Genomic DNA, 24,383 nt, shown 5'->3' with positions numbered 1-24,383 from the left:
TTTGTTTGACCAACGAATCAGTTACTACCGTCAATCAGACTGCGAAACAAATGAACAATCGTTTTGTTTTGGGGTTGACTCCGATTTACTGCGATATGTTGTTACGCCTTAACGCTTTGCGGAAGCTTATTCTCCAAGTAATTATGAATACCCCTCAATACCAACCAAACAACGTTTTAGCCGCACGCGCCCGTTTGGGAGAAAGCCCGGTTTGGGATGCAACCCAAAAGCTGCTTTACTGGGTCGATATTTATAACTACCGAGTCCATCAATTCAACCCTGTCACTGGGCAAAACTCGTTTTTTGATGTTGGAGATGTTGTTGGTTGTGTGGCGCTTGCAGGTGCAAATCGGTTAATTATGGCGCAACGCGATCGCTTAGCATTTCTCAACACCCACACAGGAGAAATTACACCAATCATCCAAGTTGAAGCAGATAAGCCCAGTAACCGCTTTAACGATGGCAAATGTGACCCTCAAGGTCGCTTTTGGTTTGGTTCAATGAGTCAAGAAAAATCTCAAGCCAGTCTCTATCGGTATGACCCCGACAACTCACTCCATTTAATGGAAACAGGATTGACGGTTTCCAACGGTTTAGGCTGGAGTCCCAACGAAAAAGTATTTTACCTAACCGATTCCGAGCAGCAAAAAATTTATGCTTATGACTTTGATGCACCAACAGGTAAAATTAGCAACCGTCGCATATTTGTTGATTTAACAAAAGCGCCCTTTTTTCCCGATGGATTAACCGTAGATAGTGAAGGGCATATTTGGTCAGCAATGTGGGAAGGAGGATGTGTGATTCGCTTTGATTCCACAGGTAAAGAGATTTTGCGAGTAAAATTCCCTGTAAAATCTCCAACCAACTGCACTTTCGTTGGCGAAGATTTAAAATTACTTTATATCACAACTGCCTCTGTAGGGCTTAGTCAAGCAGAAATTGACAAAAGTGTTTCTTCTGGCGACTTGTTTGAAGTGCAAACCGATATTGCTGGGCTACCTTCCTATCATTTTCAGTCTTTGACTCAATGAAAAAAGTAGATACACCCAACTGAATAAAAGGTCAGACAAAGTTTGAAAAAGAGTACACCCTGTTCTGAAGAAGAAAGAACCCTGCACTGAAGAGGAATAACTAAAGTATGTTTAATTTACCAGGAACTTTTCTCCTCCAAAAGTAGCATTTATTACCTACCTCTAAGGTAGTACTGTCTGCGGGAATAATTATTGAGATGTAGCGATCGCACTGTCCTCAGTATGAGAGAAAAAGACCCTTTTAAAACATCCTCTTAGGGACTTCCAAATAAATAGGGTGTGGAGTTTGTCAACCACACCCACTGCAAAACATCGAGAACAGCAATTCACAAGTATCTGGCTCTGCGATTTGTAGAATACCTCCAATGTCTGCTTTAAACGCTTTCAAAATAGAAGTTTCAATGATTAGAAAAGATTGCAAAATCCAATTGGAATTTGCAACGAAGTTAGGGAATGAAAAGAGAAAAGGGCCTTAGGTAAAACCCTTTTCCATGACGAGATAGGGATCGTAGCGGCTTTCAGCCTTTTGCCTTTGCGTTCCATAATTCTAGACTATCAAAAAATTTTTCATACATCATGAGGTTTCTCTCATTATTTTTTCATTATTTTTTCATGCAATATCCTACACTCATAACAATTAACAAAAATGTTTTGTTTTCACTAAAGTCACTTTAGTTTAAAGAATAAAATGAACCATCTTTTTGACTTAAGTAATGTGATGCAAGTGTCAAGGTATCGTGATTTTAGTCACATACTCTAGCTCTAGATGATGATATTTTTTCCAACATGAATAATTTGGGTTAATCGCAAGATTGCTTTTTGGGCAATTGCATCTACCACCTATTTTTTCCTCCATGAATAAAAAACTCCTGCCTATGGTTCAAAACAGCAGATGAGGAGAAATGAAATTTGTCTATGTACCGACTCCAATATCATCGCAACTGAAGTGTAACAAAGTAAGAACAGTTTCTTCCTATTGAAAATGATGCTTTGGCAGAAATAGCTCAATTTTTCTCAACCTCAGTTTTCTGACTGTCTGAAGTGTCACTATTATTCGACGGCAAAAGATAAATAATCCCAGAAATTAACGTCAGAGCAACGGAAATCCAAAAAGCGGTAAGAGAAGGCAAACGCCACTCTTCAGGTAAAGGGGCGATTAAAAGTGCGATCGCTACAATTTGACTGACAGTTTTGAGCTTTCCCCAAATATTAGCTCCCGTAACTTTAGGTTGACTGATGCGCCAACCTGCGATCGCCAATTCTCGTGCCAAAATAAGAAATACACCCCAAGCAGGAACTCTTCCTAGCTCAATCAACACGAGTAAAGGTGCGAGTACCAAAAACTTATCTACCAACGGATCGAGAAACTTACCCAAATCGGTAATTTGATTGAGTTTTCGGGCTAAATAACCATCTAACCAATCCGTAAGAGAAGCCACCAGAAAAATTGCCAGACAAATCCACTGTAATTTTGGATCGGGACTATACAAAAGATACAGCAGAAATGGTATTCCTAATAAGCGAGAGAAGGTAATCCAGTTTGGTAAAGTCATAGATTTTAGCTCTCAGTTCGATCTGTGTTCAAAAGATGTCAAGCGAACTGAAAAGTCGTATTTGCAGTCACCGGTTCTGGTAGTGGTTTTCCTTGTGCTTGGTATTCTTCTATCAAAAGCTCTAAAACTTCTTCTCCATTCTTGAGAGCTTCGGCATAAGTGTTGCCGTGAGTATGCGCGTAAGGACCGAACTCTGGTAAGCTGACAATGTATTTACAATCCTCTATTGACCATTGAATAATAATGCTGTAATGAAGTTTCATTTTTTTACTCTCCCTCGTTCTCTGGTTCCTCCAACCCTTGCAAATCTCTCAGTGCGTTTCTCACATCTTTTTCCTGATATCGCCCTGCATCATCTCCATCTTTACCAGAAAGAGTAAGACTGTAAGGTAGGTTTGGATGACTCCATACGGTATGACTACCTTTACCGGGTCTATAGGTAAATCCGGTTTTCAAGAGCATTGCTTTCAGTTCCCGAATTTTCTTAGGCAAAGTGAGAAATTTGGAACGTAACTACTGAATATCATGCCATAGATACTTCATCATGACTCAATCAATGAATTTAGACGTGAGAATAGAACGCGATTCAATGGGCGATCGCTCTATACTAAGTAGCGCTTACTACGGCATTCAAACACTGCGGGCAACAGAAAACTTTCCTATAAGCGGCATTAAGCCTTTACCCACTTACGTAGATGCGTGTACTATCATCAAAAAAGCTACAGCTATTGTCAACGGCGAACTGGGGTGTATCCCCCAAGACATAAGTCAGGCAATTGTGCAAGCTGCAGATGAAGTACTAGCAGGGAAATTGCGCGACCAATTTGTGGTAGATGTCTACCAAGCTGGTGCTGGGACTTCCCATCACATGAATGTTAACGAAGTTTTAGCGAATCGAGCGCTAGAAATTCTTGGAGAAGAAAAAGGCAATTACAAACGTGTTAGCCCGAACGACCACGTGAACTACGGGCAGTCTACCAACGATGTGATTCCCACAGCAATTCGTATTGGTGGCTTACTGGCATTATCAAAAACACTACACCCAGCATTAGAAAACGCCATAGCAGCGCTCGAAGACAAAGCGCAAGAATTCCAAGATGTCGTCAGATCTGGCAGAACCCACATGCAAGATGCTGTACCTGTGCGCTTGGGTGAAAACTTTCGTGCATGGGCGCACATCCTCACAGAACACCAAAATCGGATATACACAGCTTCTACTGACCTAATGATACTGGGTTTGGGAGGCAGTGCAGCAGGTACGGGGTTAAATACTCATCCCCAGTATCGAGCATATGTAGTCCAAACGATTTCAGAAATCATTAACTTTCCCCTAGAACCAGCACCACACCTGATGGCAGCAATGCAAAGTATGGCACCATTTGTCAATGTTTCTGGTGCTTTACGCAATTTAGCTCAAGACCTAATCAAAATATCTCATGACCTGCGGTTGATGGATTCCGGACCAAAAACGGGCTTAAAAGAAATTCAGTTACCTCCAGTTCAACCGGGTTCCTCAATCATGCCAGGGAAGTATAACCCTGTTATGGCAGAAATGACATCAATGGTATGCTTTCAGGTAATGGGTTACGATCATGCGATCGCTCTAGCTGCACAAGCAGGACAACTAGAACTGAATGTCATGATGCCCCTCATTGCCTATAACCTCATTCACAGCATAGAAATTCTTGGCAACACCATTGCGGTTTTAACCGAACGTTGTATCCAAGGAATTACCGCCAACCAAGAACGTTGTTTGGCATACGCTGAAGGGAGTTTAGCCCTAGTCACAGCATTAAATCCCCATATAGGTTACTTAAATGCGGCGGCTGTTGCCAAAGAATCCTTAGAAACAGGACAGTCTTTACGTCAGATAGTCTTAGAACGGGGGTTGATGAGTGAAGAAGAATTAGCCAACGTATTAAACCTGGAACAAATGAGTGCAATTGTGCCTCTAACTGTGCAGGACGGCAAGTCGGAATAACGAAGAAAGGGGGAAGATAAAGTCATGTTGTCTTCCTTCTTTACTCTTTCCTTGTTGTTCTTTATTTAACTATGCCGACTCAAACACCATCCGTCAGCTTAATTCGTGCAAGTTCATACGAACGTGACACATTACGAGATTCATTGGAAACACTGCTAGAACCCTTAGGAGGAATAGCGGCGTTTGTGAAACCGGGGAACCGCGTTTTACTCAAACCCAACTTACTCACAGGCGCACGTCCTGGGAAAGAGTGTACCACTCGCCCCGAACTCGTTTATGCCGTAGCCCAAATGGTGATTGAAGCTGGTGGTCAACCTTTTTTGGGTGATAGCCCTGCTTTTGGCAGTGCCAGAGGAGTAGCAGTAGCAAGCGGATATCTGCCAGTTCTAGAAGAACTCAAATTGCCAATAGTTGAATTTCACGGACATCGCTATCAAACAATTAGCTCCGAGTTTAACCACCTGCTGTTGTCTAAAGAAGCGATGGAAGCAGATGTCGTAATTAACTTACCCAAGGTAAAGTCTCACGTTCAGTTGGTACTCACCTTAGCGGTAAAAAACTTGTTTGGCTGCGTTCCAGGTAAAATGAAAGCCTGGTGGCATATGGAAGCCGGGAAAGACGCAAAGCGATTTGGTGAAATGTTGGTGGAAACAGCCAGGGTTATTAATCCCGATTTGACCATTGTAGATGGCATTATCGGTCATGAAGGCAACGGACCGAGTGGAGGAGAACCCCGTGCATTGGGAATATTAGGGGCATCATCAGATATTTTTGCTTTGGATAGAGCAATAGTGGAAATCTTGAACATCCAACCAGAACAAGTACCAACCGTTGCTGCATCCAAGCGGTTGGGGTTGGTTGGTGAACTTGATGAGATTCACTTTCCCAATCTGCATCCCGGCTTGTTAAAGATAGACGATTGGCGGTTACCAGATAAGTTTGTACCCATTGACTTTGGTATGCCTCGCGTTATCAAGTCTACGTTCAAACATCTTTACATTAAATTTATCAAAGAACCCATGAGTGCTTATAAAGCTTAACCCCCATGCCTTATGCCCATAAGTGCAAACTCTGTTACAACAATTCCAAAATTGGCAGAGTAAGCTGAAAGTACCCTCCGATTGCTTAACCAGACCGCCCTAATCTAGTGGCGGTTTTTTTCCATCCTTAAATATAGGGAGTGGGGAGTAGGGAGTGGGGAGTGGGGGAAGAGGGGTTTTCATGATTGGTTGTGGGATTTTCCCGTGAATGGCTGTCTTGAAAAGGTATATTCATCAGATTTTCTCACTTAACCTTAAAAACTCTTTATGAGTGGAATCACTGATAAATACCTCTCAGTACTTCTATTTCCTATGTATTTTTTCGGTATTCATTTATTGTTAAAAAACTTATATCGTTCCTAACGGTCTGAAGTATCAAAAAACAACGATAATTTTTTCTTAAAGAAATAAAATATATTAAGAGATTAGTAAAAGTATGGAATCTAATCAAGTAAAAAATAACGAAAAGGAAAGCAAAAATGCCATTGAACGAAGGTTTTTTGGTATCGGTAGCTAGATGAATAACGCTGATGCTCTGTCTTAAAAACAGTAGAAACACGATTCAAGTTTGTAAATCTTAATGCTATGTTACTAGACTGCGCGTAGAGCAAAGATTACAATAGAAACGCTTATTTCTTTGTTGCTATTAATTAAACATAAATTAATTTTTAGCTTCTTATCAAGTATTTTCTGTATCAAAAAAAGTGGTATACCAAGTTTAAAAAATGATTGATATTCTTTATTAATACAGAGATTGATGTAAAAAAATAGCTAAAATAACAGCAAGCCTCTCTAGAAAAGAGGGAAACTACAAGTGGTGTATCTAACCTCAATTTTTATGAATTCAAATTCTCAATCTGTCAACCAAAGCGACACATATTCCCATCGATTGGCAGATATTGTGGGAACTGGGATTGGTTTACTGACTTTGACATTACCTCTATTTATTATCGCTCACTATTCTTCAAGCAACATCTATACCTCTGGGCAACCCGTGACGTACCAAATGAAAAGATAGTGGTTAGTGCTTCGTAGAGGTGCAAGGTTCTGCACTCCTACTGTGGTTAGTGGTGAAATCCCTTCACTAACCACAGCTATGCTGCTATGCTTCCCTACGAATAGATATCTTCGATTTAATCAACTTTGCCCTCTGTCCTCTATCCTGGGCGCTTTCTTCTTGTGACCTACTAGGGATAGAATCTTACACTGGGAGCTATGCGTGTAGCCCTCGTAATTTACAGTAAGCAAACGGAGTGTTGTCGTGGACTTATCTCGTATTCCATCTCAGCCTAAACCAGGTCTGTTAAACGTTTTGATTGAAATTGCCGGCGGAAGCAAAAACAAATACGAATATGATAAAGACCTACAGGCTTTTGCTCTAGACCGAGTTCTCTATTCCTCGGTACAGTACCCTTATGACTATGGTTTTGTACCTAACACTCTAGCTGATGATGGCGATCCGCTTGATGGCATTGTCATTATGGATGAGCCAACCTTCCCAGGATGTGTGATTGCCGCACGACCAATTGGTATGTTAGAGATGATTGATGGTGGCGATCGCGATGAAAAAATTCTTTGCGTTCCCGACAAAGACCCCCGATACGCTCACGTCAAATCTTTAAAAGACGTTGCGCCACACAGACTGGCTGAAATAGAAGAATTTTTCCGCACTTACAAAAATTTGGAAAAGAAGGTTACAGAAATCCTCGGATGGCAGGATGTTGAGACAGTCTCACCATTGGTAGAAAAGTGTGTTAAAGCTGGTAGCGAAAAAGGTCGGGATTCAGATTCTGAAGCTAAATAGGGGTTAGGGGTTAGGGGTTAGGGGTTAGGGAAGAGTTTGTAATTGCTTTCTTTTCTCCCTACTCTCTACTCCTTACTCCCTGAGTTATAGTTTAAACTTATAACTGATACCTAATACCTGTTTTGCAATGCAGCGCACGCTCCTCTTAGCAAAAATTCACAATTGCACTCTCACAGCAGCAAATATTAACTATGTGGGAAGTATTAGCATCGATCGACTTCTGATGGATAAAGCTGGTATCCTGCCCTACGAGTACGTGCATGTAGTGAACATTAACAATGGCGAGCGTTTTACTACTTATGCAATTCCTTCGCCAGCCAATTCTGGAGCAATTGAATTGAATGGAGCTGCAGCACGTCTAGGCATTATAGGCGATCGCTTGATTATAATGTCTTACGGGCAGTTCAGTTTGGAAGAGTTAAAAACTCACTCTCCCACCGTAGTCCTTGTGGATGAACAAAACCGACTAATGGAAGTGCGGCGTTACGACGATCTGCTCAGTAGGACTTAATTTTGACAAATATGCCAAACTCTGAACTGTCGCCTCTCCAAAACCATTCAACTCAAGAGCAACTTACTGAAGTTGAAAAACAAGCACCAAACTTTTTAGTACAATTTTGGGGCGTGCGGGGTTTGATTCCCAGCCCAGGTAACAACACCAGTCGATATGGTGGTAATACGGCTTGTGTAGAAATGCAAGTTGGCAAAAAACATTTAATTTTTGATGGGGGTACTGGTTTACGTTTACTTGGAAGAAGTTGGCAGCAAAAGACGGTAGAAGCTCATTTATTCTTTAGCAACTCCCAATCAAACCGCATTCAAGGGTTTCCCTTTTTTACACCTGCATTTCTGGCAGAAAATTGTTTCCATATTTATGGGACAGCTGCTTTGAATGGAGCTTCTATCAAACAATGTCTTTGCGATCAAATGCTCCAACCGCACTTTCCCTACCCATTACAAATTATGCAATCAGACTTGCACTTCCATAATTTTGCCCCTGGTAAGGTCTTTAAGGTAGATGATATTACCATCGCAACAGCATTAATTAATCATCACCAAAAATCAGTAGGCTACCGAGTCACTTGGCAAGAGTATAGTGTTGCTTACATTACAGATTTACATCAGAGCTTAAGTGATACAGATAAAGAACACATTGCACAACTGACCAAAGGCGTAGATTTATTGATTGCTAATGCAACCTACACGCCTCCATCTATACGAATCCACGAGCACGCAGAAATTTACTGGAGGACTGCTGTTGATTTAGCGCAAAATCTTGATGTTAAATTACTTGTCATTTCTCACCATCATCCAGATGATGGTGATAATTTTCTAGATAAAGTGCAAACAGAGGTTCAGTCCATTTTCCCCAAAGCCATCTTAGCTCGTGAGGGCTTGGTTTTAACAGTGACCAGTAATCAGTGAGCAGTGACCAGTGTTATAAGTTTTTGCAGTTTCTCAGCAACTACACCACTCGTTAATAATTTTTTTGCTTTGGCTATACCCTCTTGCATATCCGAACAAATTCCAGAACGCCAGAGGTAAAATCCTCCATTCCATAAAGCTGTATCCATCAGTTCTGAAGGTTTTCCATCCAAAACTCCCTTTATATTCGCAACCAGTTCTTCCAAAGAATCTAGAGGTACATTTTTCATAGCAAAGCCGCTATCGCGAGCAACTAAATGCAATCGCTCTATGGGTGATATACCCGTTTCCTTGGGTGTTGCTCCTCCCAAACCAATGATAGCCGTGCGATCGCGTGGTAACTCGCAACTCCCTTCCAAACCCTTTACTGTTGTAAAATAAGTTATTCCTTGTAGTGCCAGTGCCGTTTGGAATAAACCTTCTGTAGGTGGATGAACGAATCCGGCAATAATGTGAGCATCCCCCGCGTAAGGACACCAAATCAATTCCATTGTCGCAAACGGTGGACGCTTACCTAGCTGATCGCGATATTCCCAAAGACTTTCAGTTAAGGGAAAATGCTGAGGAGTATAAATAAATCCTATTCCAGTTTGCTCAAAGACTTGCTGAGTTTTTTCTAACGACAACCCAGTCCAATCGACACCTAAACCTTGCCAAATATCTATTAATGGTAACCCGTACTTGGTGGGTTTGCGATCGCCACCATGCATCACCACTGGCTGTCCAGATACTGCAAGTAGCAAAGCTGTTACAGGGCTAATAGGAGCGGTGCGAGTTCTACCATCATAAGGTATGCCCAAAACAATCGCTCTGCGAGCGCTGGTAATTGGTTGTAATTTTGGTCCCAATTCATGATATGTGTCCAACATACCCGCTATCTCTTCTGCTGTGGGACGTTTAATTCGGTGAGCAATGAGAAACGCGCCTATTTGGGCTGGAGTCGCTTCTCCGAGTAGCATCATTTTTGTTGCTGTGGCTGCTTCAGCACGAGTTAAACTCTCAGAGGTGTGTTCCCCACTGCCTACCTTTTTTAATAATTCCCTAAATACTGTACTCATTGGTCATTGGTCATTGGTCATTGGTCACTGGTCACTGGTCACTGGTCACTGGTCACTGTTAAGAAGCAGAACACAAGACAGATTCTGCTTGTGGAGGGACGTTGTCTTTGACCAATTGCCAAAAATGTTTGATTGGGGGTATTTGCAGGCGATCGTGAGTTGTTACCATAACCACCCGGCGAGTAAAACTAGAATTGTCAGATGCAGAACTATTGGTATTGGAAGCAAGAGTTCGCACAGCAAGAGTTGGGTCATTGCGAGCTTCAACGAGTGCTGAAGAAGGTAGCAAAGCTACGAGTTCTCCTTGACGCACTACTCCCCTGAAAGCATCAAGGGTGTTTACCTCTAAAGCTGCTTGTAGATGAGCTTCTAATCGCTCAAATCTATCTTGTACTAAACGCTGCATCCCATAACCGTCTTTAAACACGACTTGTGGGTAACGAACGAGTTCTGACCAGGGGATGCTTTCATATTGCGCTAGGGGATGATTTGTTGCTGTTAAAACTTCTATTGGTTCATCATAAAGGACTTCAACCACCATTTCTTTACCGGCGGTCAAAAAGCGATTATTCATGACAATCGCCAAATCCACCAATCCATCTTTCAGGACTTTTAATGCTCGGTCACTACCTAACGATGTTACCCGCAATTGCACTTCTGGATACTCATGACAGAATTTTTGCAAAACTGGTGGCAAGTAATAAGCACACAAGGAGTGAATTGCCGCAACACAAAGTTCTGGCTGTTTTCCAGCCAGCAAATCACCTATTTCTTGTGTGGCGCTTTGCCACTCCTGACAGATTTTACGAGCGCGGGGAAGTAAGCGCTCACCTGCTAGTGTCAACTTTGCTTGACTCGTTCTATGGAACAGTTCCAATCCCACATCTTCTTCCAGTGCCTGGATTTGGCGACTGATTGTCGATTGGGTCACACCACATTTTCGTGCTGCTGCTTGGAAACTGCCAGATTCTGCGATCGCCAGAAAGGCTTGCAACTGCTCTAGTCGCATTTTTATGTAGCCTGAATTACACTTATGGCTCTCATTAAAGTAGCGTACTTTCCCGCACAAATTGGTACAGTGTGCTACAAGAATGCTTTTAAGTTGTTAGTGTCATCAGTCCTAAATACTTTCTCGACGTAGTGCTTCATCAGGCAAGTTAAGACCATCTTGATGGCTCTGTACCTATTGCATGAGATACTCTGCTCGTTCTTGAGGGGTAGCAGTTGCCCAAAATGGTTCTGGTGAGTTTGTACTGGTGCTTAAGTTAATCAAATTCAGGCGGCCACAGGTCTGATACTTTCAATTCCCATCCCGGTAACAGGTCTGGTAGCGTCAACTGGTCGTTATCCCTCAAAATTGTGGGGCTTTGACCGAGTCGATAAACCGTGACAGTTCGCTCATCGGGGTCAATCAGGATGCCGACAGTACTCCCCAGTTCTAGGAAAAGTTGAATTTTTTCTACCAGAACCTTAACGCGGTCAGTTTTGGACTTTACTTCAACTGTTAGGTCTGGAACTATCTGTACGAAATCGCGCTTGGTCTTTTTTAAGCGATCGGCTTTGACAAAGGACACGTCAGGAGCACGTAAGTCCCGAACATGAGAAGGATTCGTAGTTGGCAAAATAAATCCAGCACTGGAACCTGTTACTCTTCCTAATTTGCGAGGACGTACCCAATTTGCGATTTGTCGTGCGAGCTCGGTACCGATTTCGTCTGACTCGTAATCGGATGGTCCCATGACAACAACACTCCCATCCACTAATTCCATTTGCCAATCTGGATGCTCTATTTGTAATTCTTGTAATTCCTCAATAGTAAGCATAATGGTCGCGATCGCTATTTCTTTAATTTTAGCTGAGGTGTACTTGGTCGCTGCGATCGCTATCCCCTCGACACTAAAAATACGCGGGATGCTGCATCCTCAGCTTCTATCAGTTCCATTAGTCGTTGACAATCCGGAGTAGTATGATGTGTTAGATCGGATTGTGAGGGAGTGGATTGGGTCATAAGTTTTGCCTCAAAGTTTCAGCTTTGTCCCTTACTTTCTCCACAATTATCGGGAGATAAATTTTTCAGTGCCGCAATTGCATGCAATCTGACTTGTGCATCTCGATCTGTTTGCATTTGTATTAATGTACTTATTGCTTGCTTGTTCCCTAGTTGACCTAAGGACAAAGCGATCGCGCTTTTAATACTCGAAATTTCAACTGATGGATGGTTTTTTTGCACAATATCGAGGAGAATTTCTGTTGCTTTATCGTTCAGTGCTGAATGGCTGACTCTTCCCAAAACCGTAACAATTTCTTGCCACAAAGTTGGCAATTCCAACTGATAGAATGCTTGTTGCAAATACTCTATCCCCCATAATGTCCCAACCCAACTTAAAGCTCGGATAGCTTCCAATTGCAACCGAGTTGGTGTATAAGGCGATACTAGGACCTGAAATAAGTGCTGTGCTGCAGTGTCACTACCCATTTTAGAAAGAGCGATGGCAGCTGAGCAACACACGTCTAAGTTAAAATCGTAAAGCCTTTGTTGGAGTTTCGCCACCAAGTCCAATTCCGAACACAAATCGCGGCGAAAACCTAAACCCAGCACAGCCTCTTTTCTCACTGGAGCGGCTACATCATCCAAAGCATTTAAAAGCACTGGTGGGACACGAGGATCGTGAAAGCTGCTCAGCGCTTCAATCGCTACAGTTCGTATTGTGACCTGTGGATCTTGTGCGACACTTAATAAAGGTGGGATGACTTCTTTTTGTCGAACGCAAGCAAGTGCTTTCACCGCCAAAAGACGTGTTTCTTCAACATGAATTGGATTGTGGTAAGAACTGTTCTCACCAATGTCGTCTTGTACCAACACTTCTGTCAGGGTCGCGATCGCGATTTTACCCATTTGCTCCAGTGCTGTCGCAGCGACTTCCTTTATTTCCTCATTTTCATTGGTTTTCAGCAATTCCATCAAAGGCGCGATCGCATCCCGGCTTTTCAAATCACCTAAAATTCTTGCTGCATACCAGCGCAATTCTTCCTCTGCGTCTCGATCTTCTAAAATAGCAATGAGTTCGGGGATAACAATTTTGCCCAAGCGGGGAAATACTTTAGCAATTTCCCAGCGTTGTTGAAAATCTCCACTTTCTAGGGCTGAAAGTGCTAATTCCAACAAACGTTCTTGATTTTTCTCTTCTTCAGGATATTCTGACTTTTCTTCCAGAGTCAACTGTTGCAAACTTTGAATCAGCAAAGACCAATCGGCTGCTTCATACGCCTCTTCTGCCTGTAACACTAGCTGATTGATGTTGTTCACAATTGCCATACTTCCCAAACACGCTTGACTAATTAATTTTAATCACTTGCATGAGAATCACAAAACCCCGATTTGATAAATAGTACGCGTACAGTTTACCGTAAGTAGTAGGCGAACCCTAGGAATTGCGATGCTCCAGAGAGATGGGTGCTTTGTGCTGATTGAGATTTGGGAACTTATAGACTAGAATGCTTTGGATAAATGCCTTAGTTAGTGAATGCGCTTGCTAAAGAAGTCGTAGAAGAGATGATGCAGTCAACCACCTAACGCACCACTAACTTACTCTGCATAGTAGCAGCTTGGATGGCTTCGCGGTTACTTGTAAAAACTTGAATGTTTGGAACAACAGCGTAGTCCATATCATCTGTGATAATTTTGACTTGTCCTGCGCCAGCTTTATTAATGGCTTCGAGAATCAGCAGGTCGTAGCCATCAACAGCTTGAGTTTTAAATCGATCTAAGGCTGCATCGGTTGTTGCGTCATCTACTATTAGATTGACAGGAACAGCAAGTGCTTTGACCTGACTCCAAGCAGACTGAACTTCTGACACAACTTTTACTCGTTCGCCTGGAAAGTTATGACGGTATTCCTTGGGTTTTAAAGAACCATGAGATTGGATGTAAATATCACGCTCAGTTCTCTCAATAATATGAGCAAGTTCAGCTAATATAAGTCCGGAGTAGGTTAATGTGGCACCATTGGAAAGAGCTTGGTTGAGATAGTTAGGATAATTGCGAATTTGGTAGCCTTTAGCACCAAATCCGGCATTTATATAAGTCTGCCAAAACCAGACGTTGGTATCTACAAGGAAAATATCATTCTGTCTTGGCATATCAGTTCCAATATCAATGACATCTGCCTGAACATTGAGGATAACAGCCATATACTAGAAATTAGCTAAGTACTCCTCTAGCACAGTATCCACAGCCTCTCGGTATTGTGGATTAGAGTAGTATTCCTTAGAGTTGGCGATGACTCGCTCTAAAACATTCTGCCCGTTGTTATTTAGAGCCGTAAATTTTAGCAAGCGATTAAGGTCATCTGCTCCAATATCCTTTAAAAGTTGACCAATCGCAAAGTTAAAGAATGGAGACGCAAAAACTTTAACCCCAGTCAAATCTAACTCTACCTGATTACCAGCAAGCAGTTTTGGATGAATCTGGTCATATACCTTCTGCCCACCGTCAGCAGTAATAGCGTATTTTCCCACGATATCGTAAATCTTATATATCATTTCTATATCTCCCTTTAAAACAGTGGCTTCTTGGGTTGGGGAACTTCAGCAAGCTAGGCAGTAATAAGACTCATGGCACCGAAACGCAATTTCATTTTATCTAAATCGACAGATAAAGCTGTGAAGTACAACAAAAGTACCCTAAAGTTGTACTCAATTTAGCACACATTTTACCGTAAGTAGTAGGCGAACCCCAGGAAATGGGATGCTCCAGAAGAGCGGGTGCTTTGCGCGATCGCATGGAGCAATCATTTAAGGCGATCTAACATGAAGTGCATGCTAGCATCTAAGAAAAATTTAGTTATAACCAAAGCAGAAGTCTTGGAAGCGCTAAAAAAGATGACGACTGAAGAAGGTTTGGAAGTGATTGAAATCGCATCAAAGTTAATTCGTGAAAAAATCACTACAAAATCGAAAGTTCCTCTTCAAAAAGAACTGAATTTAGCTACAGATGCTGAAGTCATGGGTTCTTTTTACGAATAAGGAAGTGAGTTAGTCATAGGACTTACGCACGCTCTACGAATTCTTGGCGCTCTTGGCGTCTTGGCGGTTCGATAAATCAAGGTTTCTAGCAATTTTTGCGTAAGTCCTGAGTCATTTTTGCCGATCGGGATACAAAAGACTTCTATGAATATTTTGCTCATGATGATGCAGCAGATTGAACTAGTAAATTTTAGATTTTGCATTAGAAAATAATTGGTCATAGAAAAAACTTATCAGTTATATAGCATTCCTAAATTATTCGTGAGACAAAGAAACCCGGTATCTCCCAGATACCGGGTTTCTGAGAATTGTTTAAGAAGAGATGTATGATTTCTGTTCTCTGCTTGTTTTTATGCAAATATTACATTATGTAAATATTGCATCATGACGATACAATTTATTCATTGCTCATCTAATTCTGTAACAGAATATACGATTTGAATCACTGGACGCGCTTAAATTAGGTGGGTATAAATCGTTAACGAAATAAATAGTTGAAGTGAATCAGGCAATTTATAAAATACATAGGATGACAAATTTGTCATGATTTAATGACCGCAACAATTTTAGATTTTGGATTTTGGATTAAATACAATTTTTAGTTTCAAGCTCCCAAATTCATCTGTGGGATCGATCCAAAATCGTAAATCTAAAATCCAAAATCGGTAAATATTGATTGTAGGCATTTTCAATACTGAAACTGTATCTCATTTAAATAGAACTGCGATAAGCACTATGATCGGTTTTCGCTTCGCGAAGGCACAAAAAGTCAGCCAAAACCAACAATTTGTAATCAGAGTGAGATTATGACTGACAAAGTATCTACCTCCACAGCCAGCTTAAATAAGTTTGAAAAATTCAAAGCCGAAAAAGACGGACTCAGTGTTAAGGCAGAAATAGAGAAATTTGCGTCTCTAGGTTGGGAAGCAATGGATGAAACCGACCGCGACCATAGACTTAAGTGGGTAGGCGTATTTTTTCGCCCTGTCACCCCTGGCAAGTTTATGATGCGGTTGCGGATGCCCAACGGTATTATCACAAGCGACCAAATGCGTGTCTTAGCGGAAGTCCTACAACGTTACGGCGACGATGGTAGCGCGGATATTACCACCAGACAGAATATTCAATTGCGGGGTATTCGTATTGAAGACCTTCCAGACATATTTGAGAAATTCCATTCAGTGGGCTTAACCAGTGTGCAGTCAGGGATGGACAACGTCCGCAACATCACAGGCGATCCTGTCGCAGGGTTGGATGCAGAGGAATTGTTCGATACACGAGAGTTGGTGCAACAAATACAAGATATGGTCACCAACAATGGCGAAGGAAACCCTGAATTTACCAACCTTCCACGGAAGTTTAACATTGCGATTACTGGTGGACGTGATAACTCTGTTCACGCTGAAATCAACGATTTGGCTTTTGTACCCGCTTTTAAAGAGGACAATGGGCAATGGGCAATGGGCAATGGAGAAGAAACTGTGACAACTTCTTCTTCCCCTACTCCCCACTCCCTACTCACCACTCCCCAAAAAAGATTTGGCTTTAACATCCTAGTGGGAGGCTTTTTCTCTGCCAAACGTTGTGAAGCAGCAATCCCTTTGAATGCTTGGGTTCCGCCTGAGGATGTTGTCGCTGTCTGTAGAGCCGTTTTGGAAGTTTTTCGTGACAATGGCTCGCGTGCGAATCGTTTAAAATCCCGCTTGATGTGGTTAATTGATGAGTGGGGCATAGAAAAATTCCGTGACGAAGTTGAACGTAAGTTAGGCACACCATTGCCCAGTGCAGCAGCAAAGGATGAAATTGACTGGGAAAAACGCGACCACATCGGAGTCCACAAGCAAAAACAACCAGGATTAAACTATGTAGGCTTGCACGTTCCTGTTGGTCGATTATATGCCGAAGATATGTTTGACATGGCTCGTTTAGCGGAAGTTTATGGTAGTGGAGAAATTCGCCTGACTGTAGAAGAGAACTTCATTATCCCAGACGTTTCTGATTCGCGGTTAGAAACCTTATTAACTGAGCCTCTTCTAGAGAAATTTAGTGTTAACCCAGCTCCTCTAACAAGAGCATTAGTTTCTTGCACGGGCGCACAATTTTGTAACTTTGCTCTCATCGAAACTAAAAATCGTGCATTAGCGATGATTAAAGAACTGGAAATGGAGTTAGAAGTCACTCATCCTGTGCGAATTCATTGGACAGGCTGTCCGAACTCCTGCGGACAGCCTCAAGTGGCAGATATTGGTTTGATGGGAACCAAAGCTCGTAAAAATGGTAAAGCAGTGGAAGGCGTTGACATATATATGGGTGGCAAAGTTGGCAAAGATGCTCACCTGGGATCGTGTGTTGCTAAAGGAATTCCCTGCGAGGACTTGTTACCAGTTTTACGCGAACTGATTATTGAACACTTTGACGCACGTTTGCGAGAAGCTGTAACAGTTTAAATCAGTGACCAGTGACCAGTGACCAGTGACAAAGAACTCTTCACAACAATTTTTTTACCATGCTTAAAGGATTATTATCGTTTCAAGGGCGTTATCGGATTCTGCACCAAACTTGGTTTGCTTTCTTTCTGACTTTTGTTTGTTGGTTTAACTTTGCTCCCTTCGCTACAACTATTGGGAAGGAACTTCATCTTGCACCAGAGCAAATAAAAACGTTGGGTATTTGCAACCTTGCTCTGACCATTCCAGCACGCATTATTATTGGTATGCTTTTGGATCGTTTTGGTCCTAAAATTACCTACTCATTGCTGCTGATGTTTGCTGCTGTTCCCTGTTTTGCAACAGCATTATCACAAAACTTTCACCATCTCGTTCTCAGCCGCCTGCTGATGGGTATTGTAGGTGCAGGCTTTGTTGTGGGTATTCGGATGGTGTCGGAATGGTTTCCTCCTAAAGAGATTGGAATTGCTCAAGGTGTTTATGGCGGTTGGGGTAACTTTGGGGCTTTTGGGGCGGAATTTAGCTTACCTCTGATTGCTGTTGCTGCTAGTTTTATGACTGGTGGTGCTTCTAACTGGCGGTTTGCGATCGCCCTAACAGGTATTGTCTCTGCAGTCTATGGCGCAATCTACTACAACAATGTCCAAGATACGCCTTCTGGTAAAGTCTATAAGACTCCTAAGAAGAATGGTGCTCTTGAAGTGACTAGTGTTAAAAGCTTCTGGGCAATGATTCTCTCGAATTTTGGTTTGATTTTTGCCTTGGGTTTACTTGCTTGGCGTTTAGCACAAAAAAATATTCACTTTTTCAATCAAGCTCAAATGTACTTGATTTGGGTACTGTTAGCTGGATTATTTGCTTATCAAACTTACAAAGCTTGGCAAGTGAATAAAGAGCTTCTTGTTGGTAAGAAAACTTACGCTCCTTCAGAACGGTATCAATTTGGTCAAGTAGCTTTACTAGAATTTACTTACGTCACTAACTTTGGTTCCGAACTTGCGGCTGTTTCCATGCTCCCTGCATTTTTTGAAAAAACCTTTGGTTTAGAGCACGTGGCTGCTGCAATGATCGCGGCTAGTTATCCCTTCTTAAACTTAGTTTCTCGTCCTAGTGGAGGGTTAATTTCTGATAAATTTGGCTCTCGCAAATGGACGATGACTATTATTAGTGTTGGCATCTCTATAGGTTATTTGATGGCACACTCCATTAACAGCAGTTGGCCTTTACCACTGGCGATCGCAGTTACGATGTTTGCTGCATATTTTGCCCAAGCTGGCTGCGGTGCAACCTACGGTATTGTACCTTTGATTAAAAAAGAAGCCACGGGACAAATTGCAGGCAATGTAGGAGCATACGGTAATTTTGGTGGCGTAGTTTATCTCACAATTTACAGTTTAACCAACCCATCAACACTATTTGCCACAATGGGTATAGCAGCTATGATTTGCGCTTGTCTGTGTGCTTTCTTCTTAAAAGAACCAAAAGGCTCCTTTGCTGCTGCTTATGAAGGAGAATCTCCAGAGAGAGAAACTCAAAAGACTGTCCCCAATCCCGGAATTTTAGCAGAAGAATAAAATCCCTTCACGAACGAGGTTATTCTACCGCACGAACAGATGGCATTCATAGAGAGTATATTTATATACCCTCTATGAAGACATAAGTAGACTCCATCTGCGTGCGTCAGCTACAGGCTGCGGTTAAATATTAATTTTTATCATGACTGAATTTACCAAAACTCTTTGTCCCTATTGTGGTGTTGGCTGTGGATTAGAAGTATCACCTCCAGCACAACTTGGCAAACCAACTCATAGAGATAGCCAGGGAACTCCTACTTGGCGAGTGCGAGGAGACAAAGCACACCCATCTAGCCAGGGAATGGTTTGTGTTAAAGGTGCCACAATAGCAGAATCTTTGGATAAAAATAGACTCCACTACCCAATGGTACGAGAATCTTTAGATCAAAAGTTTCGTCGTGCTAGCTGGGATGAGGCTTTTGATATCATTGTCAAACGCATTCAAACAGTACGCTTCACTCAAGGACCGGAAGCTATTTGTATGTATGGTTCCGGTCAGTTTCAAACTGAGGACTACTATATCGCCCAGAAACTTTTAAAAGGGTGTTTGGGGAGCAATAATTTTGATGCTAACTCTCGCTTGTGTATGTCCAGTGCGGTAGCTGGGTACATTCAAAGCTTTGGTTCGGATGGTCCTCCGTGTTGTTATGAAGATTTAGAATTAACTGACTGTGCGTTTTTAATTGGTACCAACACAGCAGAATGTCATCCTATTATTTTTAACAGGCTAGAAAAATACCACAAAAAGAATCGCAAAGTCAAAATGATTGTGGTCGATCCGCGCCGCACCCCAACCGCAGAAGCTGCAGATTTACATTTAGCGATTCGCCCTGGAACAGATATCGATTTATTGAACGGGATTGCTCATTTGTTGATGCGTTGGGGCTATATCGATCCTGGATTTATTGAGGATTGCACGAGTAACTTTCCTTCATATGCAGAAGTGATTCGCCATTATTCCCCAGAAGTCGTTTCTCATCAATGCGGGATTAGTGTCGAAGATTTAGAAACAGCCGCTCGTTACTGGGGTGAATCTCAGAGAGTCCTGTCTTTGTGGTCAATGGGTGTGAATCAATCCTCAGAAGGAACGGCTAAGGTCAGAACAATTATTAACCTCCACTTGATGACCGGGCAAATTGGGAAACTAGGGGCGGGACCATTTTCTCTGACAGGTCAACCTAACGCAATGGGGGGGCGCGAAGCGGGAGGTTTAGCGCATTTGTTACCTGGTTACCGATTGGTAAAAAATCCCCAGCATAGAGCAGAAGTTGAGGAACTGTGGGGACTTCCATCAGGACGAATTTCACCTACACCCGGTTTAACGGCTTGGGATATGATAACTGGGCTGGAAAATGGTGCTGTAGGGATGTTGTGGATTGCTGCTACCAATCCGGCTGTGAGTATGCCAGATTTAGAACGAACAAAAGCAGCGTTGTTGCGATCGCCTTTCACTGTTTACCAGGATGCTTACTATCCAACGGAAACTGCAGCTTATGCTCATGTCTTGTTACCAGCAGCTCAGTGGAGTGAAAAAACTGGTGTCATGACCAATTCCGAGCGGAGAGTGACCTTATGTCCGGCATTTCGTCAGCCACCGGGAGAAGCCAAAGCAGATTGGGAAATTTTTGCAGAAGTTGGACGCAGGCTGGGCTATGTGAAAGAGTTTGCTTTTGCTAACTCAAGTGAAGTTTACTCTGAGTTTGTCAAATTGACTCGCGATCGCCCTTGTGATATGACAGCTATCACTCACGAACGACTTCAAGTGCAAGGTCCACTTCAATGGCCGTGTTCCAGTACTAACCCTACTCCCTCTAAAAGGCTCTACACCGATTTACGTTTCCACACTCCAGATGGACGCGCCCGATTTGCAGCGTATCACTCGCGAGGTTTGGCTGAACCCCCAGATCCCAATTATCCTTTTGTGCTGACAACCGGAAGGCTTTACGGACACTGGCATACCCAAACGCGTACAGGTCGAATTGAAAAAATTCGTCAAATGCATCCCGAACCGTTTATTGAGATTCATCCTCGCGATGCAGCGATTCTGCGCGTGAACGATAATCAATCGGTGGAAGTGCGATCGCGTCGTGGCAAAGCTAAGTTTCCAGTCAAAGTGACTCGTGCGATCGCACCTGGTACAGTGTTTGTTCCCATGCACTGGGGAGCTTTGTGGGCGAATAATGCTGAAGCCAATGCTTTAACTCACCCAGAATCTTGTCCTGACTCCTTGCAACCAGAATTAAAAGCTTGTGCAGTACAGATTGTTCCAGTGACTGTCGATCTAACAGTTGCTAGTTATCAACGTCAGCCATCACGCCAAGCCGCACACTTGTAATTGCTTATTATATGGCAATTCCCACTTTCGTGAGGTATGGAAAGAAAAATTAACCGCAGATGAACGCAGATGGACGCTGATAAATTTGTACCTCAGCAGACTTAGTGACTCGTTAATTTTCGCAAACGAGCCACGACAATCTCCGCTAAATTATCGGGTAGGGTTAGAAACACCTCTCGAAAACCCCATTCTTTAACTTTGGTAGGTGAAAGAGCACCATGAGCGGTAGCATTTCGCAGTGCTTTAGCAAGCTTGGTAGCATCAACCCACGTGGATATAGGAACAGACTGAAAAATCCTTTTGTGACTACGCCAGATGCTCCCATTTCTACCAGAGCCAACGCTATGTTACCTCTTGATGTGAATCCAGCAGAAAGTTCTAAAGCTTTAGTATTTATAGATGGTTTTTTAAGTGAGCATAAAGAGCGTTGCAAATCGCTTTAGCCATTTGTTGTTGTTCACAGGAAAGTTGATTGAGAAGGTTTTGGACGCGATTGCTGACGTATCACAAAGGACAGAAAAATTCTTATTCAGATACTGCTTGAGTCACTAAACTTTCAATAAAAGTATATACTTTGTTTTTACTTTCAGTAAGGTGATAAATTAGATAAGGAATATTTAATTTATCACTAATGTATTCAGCATAACCAATTTCTTGTTCTTGAAAATATTTAAGCAGAGCTAAATCATGTTTAATACTATCTCTTGAGCTTAAACGAGCATAAATATCTTCTGGTTTGTCAACTAAGAGAAGAATAGCATTGGGACAAATGCCATCATATGTTGATTCTGGTATTTTAGTAATTTCATTATCCTTATTTAATAAGCAAAAATGCCCATCCAGTAAATACCAATTTTCATTCTTTAAATACTTATTTATTGCTGTTAATAAAATATTTTGATTTTCACCAATCTTCTCAACTCGTTTGTTAAGAAGATGTTCTTCTTGCTTCTCTCTTGAAATCAAATTGCTAGCTGAAAAATGCTCAACATGAAATTTTGATTCTATCTCTTTACAAAGTGTTGTTTTCCCAACACCATGTACTCCACCAACAAAAATAAGTTTACGTTTTCTCATGTTGTTTATTTTTTAAAGCTGATAGAAATGATAAATTTCAAAACAATTTTATGTTTGGCTTGAAAAACTTATAAGATGAGAGCTATCAACAAAGGTATTTTTGCCTATAATATACTGCCTATAAGCTTAAATTAAATAAATAACTCTAACTTCCATAAAGATTTTTTATTACTTTTTGACCTTACAGTACAATGAGTGCATCATCATTTTATTTAGCCATGAAAGTGAATCATATTAATTAGCTTTATCTACTTTAAGGCAAATAGATCTAACTGTTTACATAGTCTTCCTTCCTCCATTAAACCATTTCTTCCCTGATTAAGTGCATCAGTCCATTCAGGCTGAATGTACCAATCCTTACGCCAGTTTATTGTGGCTTGTGGTGGTGTAAAACCAGGGCAAAGTTCTTGTATTTGTTTCAGAGACAGTGCAGGGAAAAGAAAGTTTTGATATATAAAAGTACCGTATGCCAATTCACAGTTCTCAAAATACATATCATAGAACTCTTTGTCTACTCCTAGAATAGGATGATACTTACTCCACATTTCAGAAACAGGTAAGGATATAGTTTTATCAGCAACAAAGCCTCCCTTAATGACAGAATCAGGTGTAGTTTCGTACAAAAGAATTAAATCCCCTAATTCTATTCCAATTGAACGCTTTCGCAATTCAAGTTTTTTAGTACCATCAACAATACGTTCAGCATAAACTCGCTTGATACTTAGAACTTTGATGTATTTAGCCTGCATAAAGACCTCCAAGTTCAATAGCTTTTTTACAACGTTCTAAAGGAAGGCTGTGCATTCTTTGAGGTGTTCCATTAAGAACACCGTTGTTGATTAAGTCACGATCGGCAGCAATACTCCCAGAAGTTTTGCCAATTTTAACTCGTGGCTGTTCCCGTAGATACGTAGGAAATGAATAAATGTAAAGGACTGTCTGAATTTCCATAGTTTGTGCTCAAAAGTATACTAATTAATTTTACCAAGCCTAGAGCGCCGGTCCAGTAGAAGTGCTTGACGTAAAACGCAAAATATGGGGGTTATTAAAATCGGCGATTTTAGCGTTATGTTTTAATGCGATCGCTAAAAACCGAACCCAAATATTTAGTCCAAAATCAGCGTTTTCCCATCACACATAATATCGTTTTTGTCAACGTATATTAGTGGACCGGCGCTCTAGGTAAGCTAAGGGTTAAGCTAACTATTGTAACTAAACGCCGTTAAGAAATTATTTGACAATCTTGACTAAGTAGCCATTATGACAAATTGGTTACAAAAAAAATAAAAATACCTTTCTCTACATCCCACACTCTTATTTTCAAGATAGACGGTCATGTCATCTGATAAATCAAAACAACAGGGTGATGAAAATGTCTCTTTCTCAGTTCCCAACCCCTAGTCTCTAAAGCGTCAGTACAGTAATGCCAAAAACCCAGTTTTTTTATTAAGCCAATGAGATATTAAGCTTTCCAACTGAAAGAAAACGAATTTAGCTTAGATAAAATTTATCCATATTTCGACTCCTAAAGTGCCATAGGGCGATAAAAACTTTTACTATTATATATAAACTACTCCCTTTCCGTTATAAAATTATCAGATTTCCTTCTACTCTTTCTTCGTGTCCTATTAGCACTAGAAACAAATAAATGTTTGCGATCGCCCATCTATCTATTTCTTCACGTAAATCTTGTTAGGGTGCATATTCTCAAAGTACAGAATATTTGTACTTTTAACTCAGATATGATTCCCACATCAGAATTTGCCGATGACTTTGATTTTAATTCGTTTGTAAGGCTAAGACTTACCGATGATAATGACGAGGGAGGACTATTGAGCATTCGCTTTTAGTCACAGTTAACCAAACCTGTGTAAGCGTTGAAGATGCTAGAACTGTGCTCCCGTGTATGCCTTTTATCTCAAACCAAAGCTATCCTAATCAATTGGAGATATTGAGAGTTACAACTATAATCCAAGCAAGACTGTTGAGTCATACAAAAACGCTAACTTTTAATTCTAGCCTAAGTCAATTTT

General features: G+C 41.5%; 26 protein-coding genes. 14 read left to right on the top strand and 12 right to left on the bottom strand.

All coding sequences use genetic code 11. The features are described from left to right. The first annotated feature begins 50 nt into the window (after positions 1-50). Entirely contained in the window at positions 51-1,031 is a 981-nt protein-coding gene (locus tag WA1_RS38150; RefSeq protein WP_017748037.1) for an SMP-30/gluconolactonase/LRE family protein, read from the top strand. Positions 1,032-2,035: 1,004 nt separating this feature from the next. On the opposite strand, the gene pgsA is transcribed toward WA1_RS38150, so the two are convergent. Genes pgsA through WA1_RS38135 form a run of 3 tightly spaced genes read right to left on the bottom strand, consistent with a single transcriptional unit; the run spans position 2,036 to position 3,076 of the window. Further along, positions 2,036-2,584 carry a CDP-diacylglycerol--glycerol-3-phosphate 3-phosphatidyltransferase gene (gene pgsA / locus WA1_RS38145; RefSeq protein WP_017748036.1) on the bottom strand — a complete coding sequence of 183 codons (549 nt, stop codon included), beginning with the start codon at positions 2,582-2,584 and terminating at the stop codon, positions 2,036-2,038. A 38-nt stretch (positions 2,585-2,622) separates the two neighbouring features. Continuing rightward, complete coding sequence (locus WA1_RS38140) at positions 2,623-2,847, bottom strand: type II toxin-antitoxin system HicB family antitoxin (protein ID WP_017748035.1); 225 nt, start codon at positions 2,845-2,847, stop codon at positions 2,623-2,625. Between the two features lie 4 nt (positions 2,848-2,851). Next, complete coding sequence (locus tag WA1_RS38135; RefSeq protein WP_017748034.1) at positions 2,852-3,076, bottom strand: type II toxin-antitoxin system HicA family toxin; 225 nt, start codon at positions 3,074-3,076, stop codon at positions 2,852-2,854. 52 nt (positions 3,077-3,128) lie between these two features. Between WA1_RS38135 and WA1_RS38130 the strand changes: the two genes are divergently transcribed. The 6 genes from WA1_RS38130 to WA1_RS38105 all read left to right on the top strand — a co-directional run bounded on the left by WA1_RS38130 (position 3,129) and on the right by WA1_RS38105 (position 8,834). Further along, positions 3,129-4,565 (top strand): aspartate ammonia-lyase, encoded by a 1,437-nt coding sequence (locus tag WA1_RS38130; protein WP_017748033.1) that lies wholly within the window; start codon positions 3,129-3,131, stop codon positions 4,563-4,565. 71 nt (positions 4,566-4,636) lie between these two features. Further along, the gene (locus tag WA1_RS38125) at positions 4,637-5,605 is read left to right on the top strand and encodes an Npun_F2552 family protein (protein ID WP_026135166.1); all 969 of its coding nucleotides are present in this window, start codon (positions 4,637-4,639) and stop codon (positions 5,603-5,605) included. Positions 5,606-6,443: 838 nt separating this feature from the next. Continuing rightward, entirely contained in the window at positions 6,444-6,623 is a 180-nt protein-coding gene (locus WA1_RS38120; protein ID WP_017748031.1) for a TLTLP motif-containing protein, read from the top strand. A gap of 243 nt (positions 6,624-6,866) precedes the next feature. Beyond that, positions 6,867-7,409 carry an inorganic diphosphatase gene (locus tag WA1_RS38115; RefSeq protein WP_017748030.1) on the top strand — a complete coding sequence of 181 codons (543 nt, stop codon included), beginning with the start codon at positions 6,867-6,869 and terminating at the stop codon, positions 7,407-7,409. Positions 7,410-7,536: 127 nt separating this feature from the next. Beyond that, on the top strand, positions 7,537-7,920 hold the full coding sequence (gene panD / locus WA1_RS38110) for an aspartate 1-decarboxylase (protein ID WP_017748029.1): 384 nt from the start codon (positions 7,537-7,539) through the stop codon (positions 7,918-7,920). A gap of 11 nt (positions 7,921-7,931) precedes the next feature. After that, positions 7,932-8,834, top strand: a complete 903-nt coding sequence (locus tag WA1_RS38105; protein ID WP_017748028.1) for an MBL fold metallo-hydrolase — start codon at positions 7,932-7,934, stop codon at positions 8,832-8,834. Here WA1_RS38105 and WA1_RS38100 read toward each other — a convergent pair. The 3 genes from WA1_RS38100 to WA1_RS38090 all read right to left on the bottom strand — a co-directional run bounded on the left by WA1_RS38100 (position 8,828) and on the right by WA1_RS38090 (position 11,715). Continuing rightward, a complete protein-coding gene (locus WA1_RS38100) occupies positions 8,828-9,892 on the bottom strand; it encodes an anthranilate phosphoribosyltransferase family protein (protein ID WP_017748027.1) in 1,065 nt (354 codons plus the stop codon). The two genes, WA1_RS38105 and WA1_RS38100, sit on opposite strands and share 7 nt — an antisense overlap. Before the next feature lie 58 nt (positions 9,893-9,950). Continuing rightward, positions 9,951-10,901, bottom strand: coding sequence for a LysR family transcriptional regulator (locus WA1_RS38095; RefSeq protein WP_017748026.1), 951 nt, complete (start codon positions 10,899-10,901; stop codon positions 9,951-9,953). 256 nt (positions 10,902-11,157) lie between these two features. Then, the gene (locus tag WA1_RS38090) at positions 11,158-11,715 is read right to left on the bottom strand and encodes a Uma2 family endonuclease (RefSeq protein ID WP_017748025.1); all 558 of its coding nucleotides are present in this window, start codon (positions 11,713-11,715) and stop codon (positions 11,158-11,160) included. A gap of 1 nt (position 11,716) precedes the next feature. Here WA1_RS38090 and WA1_RS57605 point away from each other — a divergent pair, with 1 nt between their 5' ends. Then, on the top strand, positions 11,717-11,857 hold the full coding sequence (locus WA1_RS57605) for a hypothetical protein (RefSeq protein ID WP_158516748.1): 141 nt from the start codon (positions 11,717-11,719) through the stop codon (positions 11,855-11,857). Positions 11,858-11,918: 61 nt separating this feature from the next. On the opposite strand, the gene WA1_RS38085 is transcribed toward WA1_RS57605, so the two are convergent. The 3 genes from WA1_RS38085 to WA1_RS38075 all read right to left on the bottom strand — a co-directional run bounded on the left by WA1_RS38085 (position 11,919) and on the right by WA1_RS38075 (position 14,434). Continuing rightward, positions 11,919-13,208, bottom strand: a complete 1,290-nt coding sequence (locus WA1_RS38085; protein WP_017748024.1) for a HEAT repeat domain-containing protein — start codon at positions 13,206-13,208, stop codon at positions 11,919-11,921. Between the two features lie 254 nt (positions 13,209-13,462). After that, positions 13,463-14,083, bottom strand: a complete 621-nt coding sequence (locus tag WA1_RS38080; RefSeq protein ID WP_017748023.1) for a hypothetical protein — start codon at positions 14,081-14,083, stop codon at positions 13,463-13,465. 3 nt (positions 14,084-14,086) lie between these two features. Next, the gene (locus tag WA1_RS38075; RefSeq protein ID WP_017748022.1) at positions 14,087-14,434 is read right to left on the bottom strand and encodes an STAS-like domain-containing protein; all 348 of its coding nucleotides are present in this window, start codon (positions 14,432-14,434) and stop codon (positions 14,087-14,089) included. Between the two features lie 276 nt (positions 14,435-14,710). Between WA1_RS38075 and WA1_RS38070 the strand changes: the two genes are divergently transcribed. From WA1_RS38070 to WA1_RS38050, 5 genes are all read left to right on the top strand, one after another. After that, on the top strand, positions 14,711-14,917 hold the full coding sequence (locus WA1_RS38070; RefSeq protein ID WP_017748021.1) for a hypothetical protein: 207 nt from the start codon (positions 14,711-14,713) through the stop codon (positions 14,915-14,917). 806 nt (positions 14,918-15,723) lie between these two features. Continuing rightward, positions 15,724-17,364 (top strand): ferredoxin--nitrite reductase, encoded by a 1,641-nt coding sequence (locus WA1_RS38065; RefSeq protein ID WP_017748019.1) that lies wholly within the window; start codon positions 15,724-15,726, stop codon positions 17,362-17,364. Between the two features lie 59 nt (positions 17,365-17,423). Next, positions 17,424-18,938, top strand: a complete 1,515-nt coding sequence (locus tag WA1_RS38060) for a NarK family nitrate/nitrite MFS transporter (RefSeq protein WP_017748018.1) — start codon at positions 17,424-17,426, stop codon at positions 18,936-18,938. A gap of 142 nt (positions 18,939-19,080) precedes the next feature. Further along, on the top strand, positions 19,081-21,273 hold the full coding sequence (locus WA1_RS38055) for a molybdopterin oxidoreductase family protein (RefSeq protein WP_017748017.1): 2,193 nt from the start codon (positions 19,081-19,083) through the stop codon (positions 21,271-21,273). Positions 21,274-21,491: 218 nt separating this feature from the next. After that, entirely contained in the window at positions 21,492-21,716 is a 225-nt protein-coding gene (locus tag WA1_RS38050; RefSeq protein WP_017748016.1) for a hypothetical protein, read from the top strand. Between the two features lie 82 nt (positions 21,717-21,798). Here WA1_RS38050 and WA1_RS38045 read toward each other — a convergent pair whose 3' ends face one another. From WA1_RS38045 to WA1_RS38035, 3 genes are all read right to left on the bottom strand, one after another. Next, on the bottom strand, positions 21,799-22,350 hold the full coding sequence (locus WA1_RS38045; RefSeq protein ID WP_017748015.1) for an ATP-binding protein: 552 nt from the start codon (positions 22,348-22,350) through the stop codon (positions 21,799-21,801). Between the two features lie 248 nt (positions 22,351-22,598). Further along, complete coding sequence (locus WA1_RS38040) at positions 22,599-23,099, bottom strand: DUF3850 domain-containing protein (protein ID WP_017748014.1); 501 nt, start codon at positions 23,097-23,099, stop codon at positions 22,599-22,601. Beyond that, the gene (locus tag WA1_RS38035) at positions 23,089-23,301 is read right to left on the bottom strand and encodes a hypothetical protein (RefSeq protein ID WP_017748013.1); all 213 of its coding nucleotides are present in this window, start codon (positions 23,299-23,301) and stop codon (positions 23,089-23,091) included. The genes WA1_RS38040 and WA1_RS38035 overlap by 11 nt, the downstream gene beginning before the upstream one ends. 746 nt (positions 23,302-24,047) lie before the next feature. Between WA1_RS38035 and WA1_RS61440 the strand changes: the two genes are divergently transcribed. Beyond that, on the top strand, positions 24,048-24,200 hold the full coding sequence (locus WA1_RS61440) for a DUF2326 domain-containing protein (protein WP_336389853.1): 153 nt from the start codon (positions 24,048-24,050) through the stop codon (positions 24,198-24,200). Positions 24,201-24,383 lie beyond the last annotated feature (183 nt).

Source organism: Scytonema hofmannii PCC 7110, assembly GCF_000346485.2.
GTDB classification, from domain to species: Bacteria; Cyanobacteriota; Cyanobacteriia; order Cyanobacteriales; family Nostocaceae; genus Scytonema; species Scytonema hofmannii.
The sequence above is the reverse complement of the archived record's forward strand: the minus strand, read 5'-3'. Positions and strand labels throughout refer to the sequence as shown.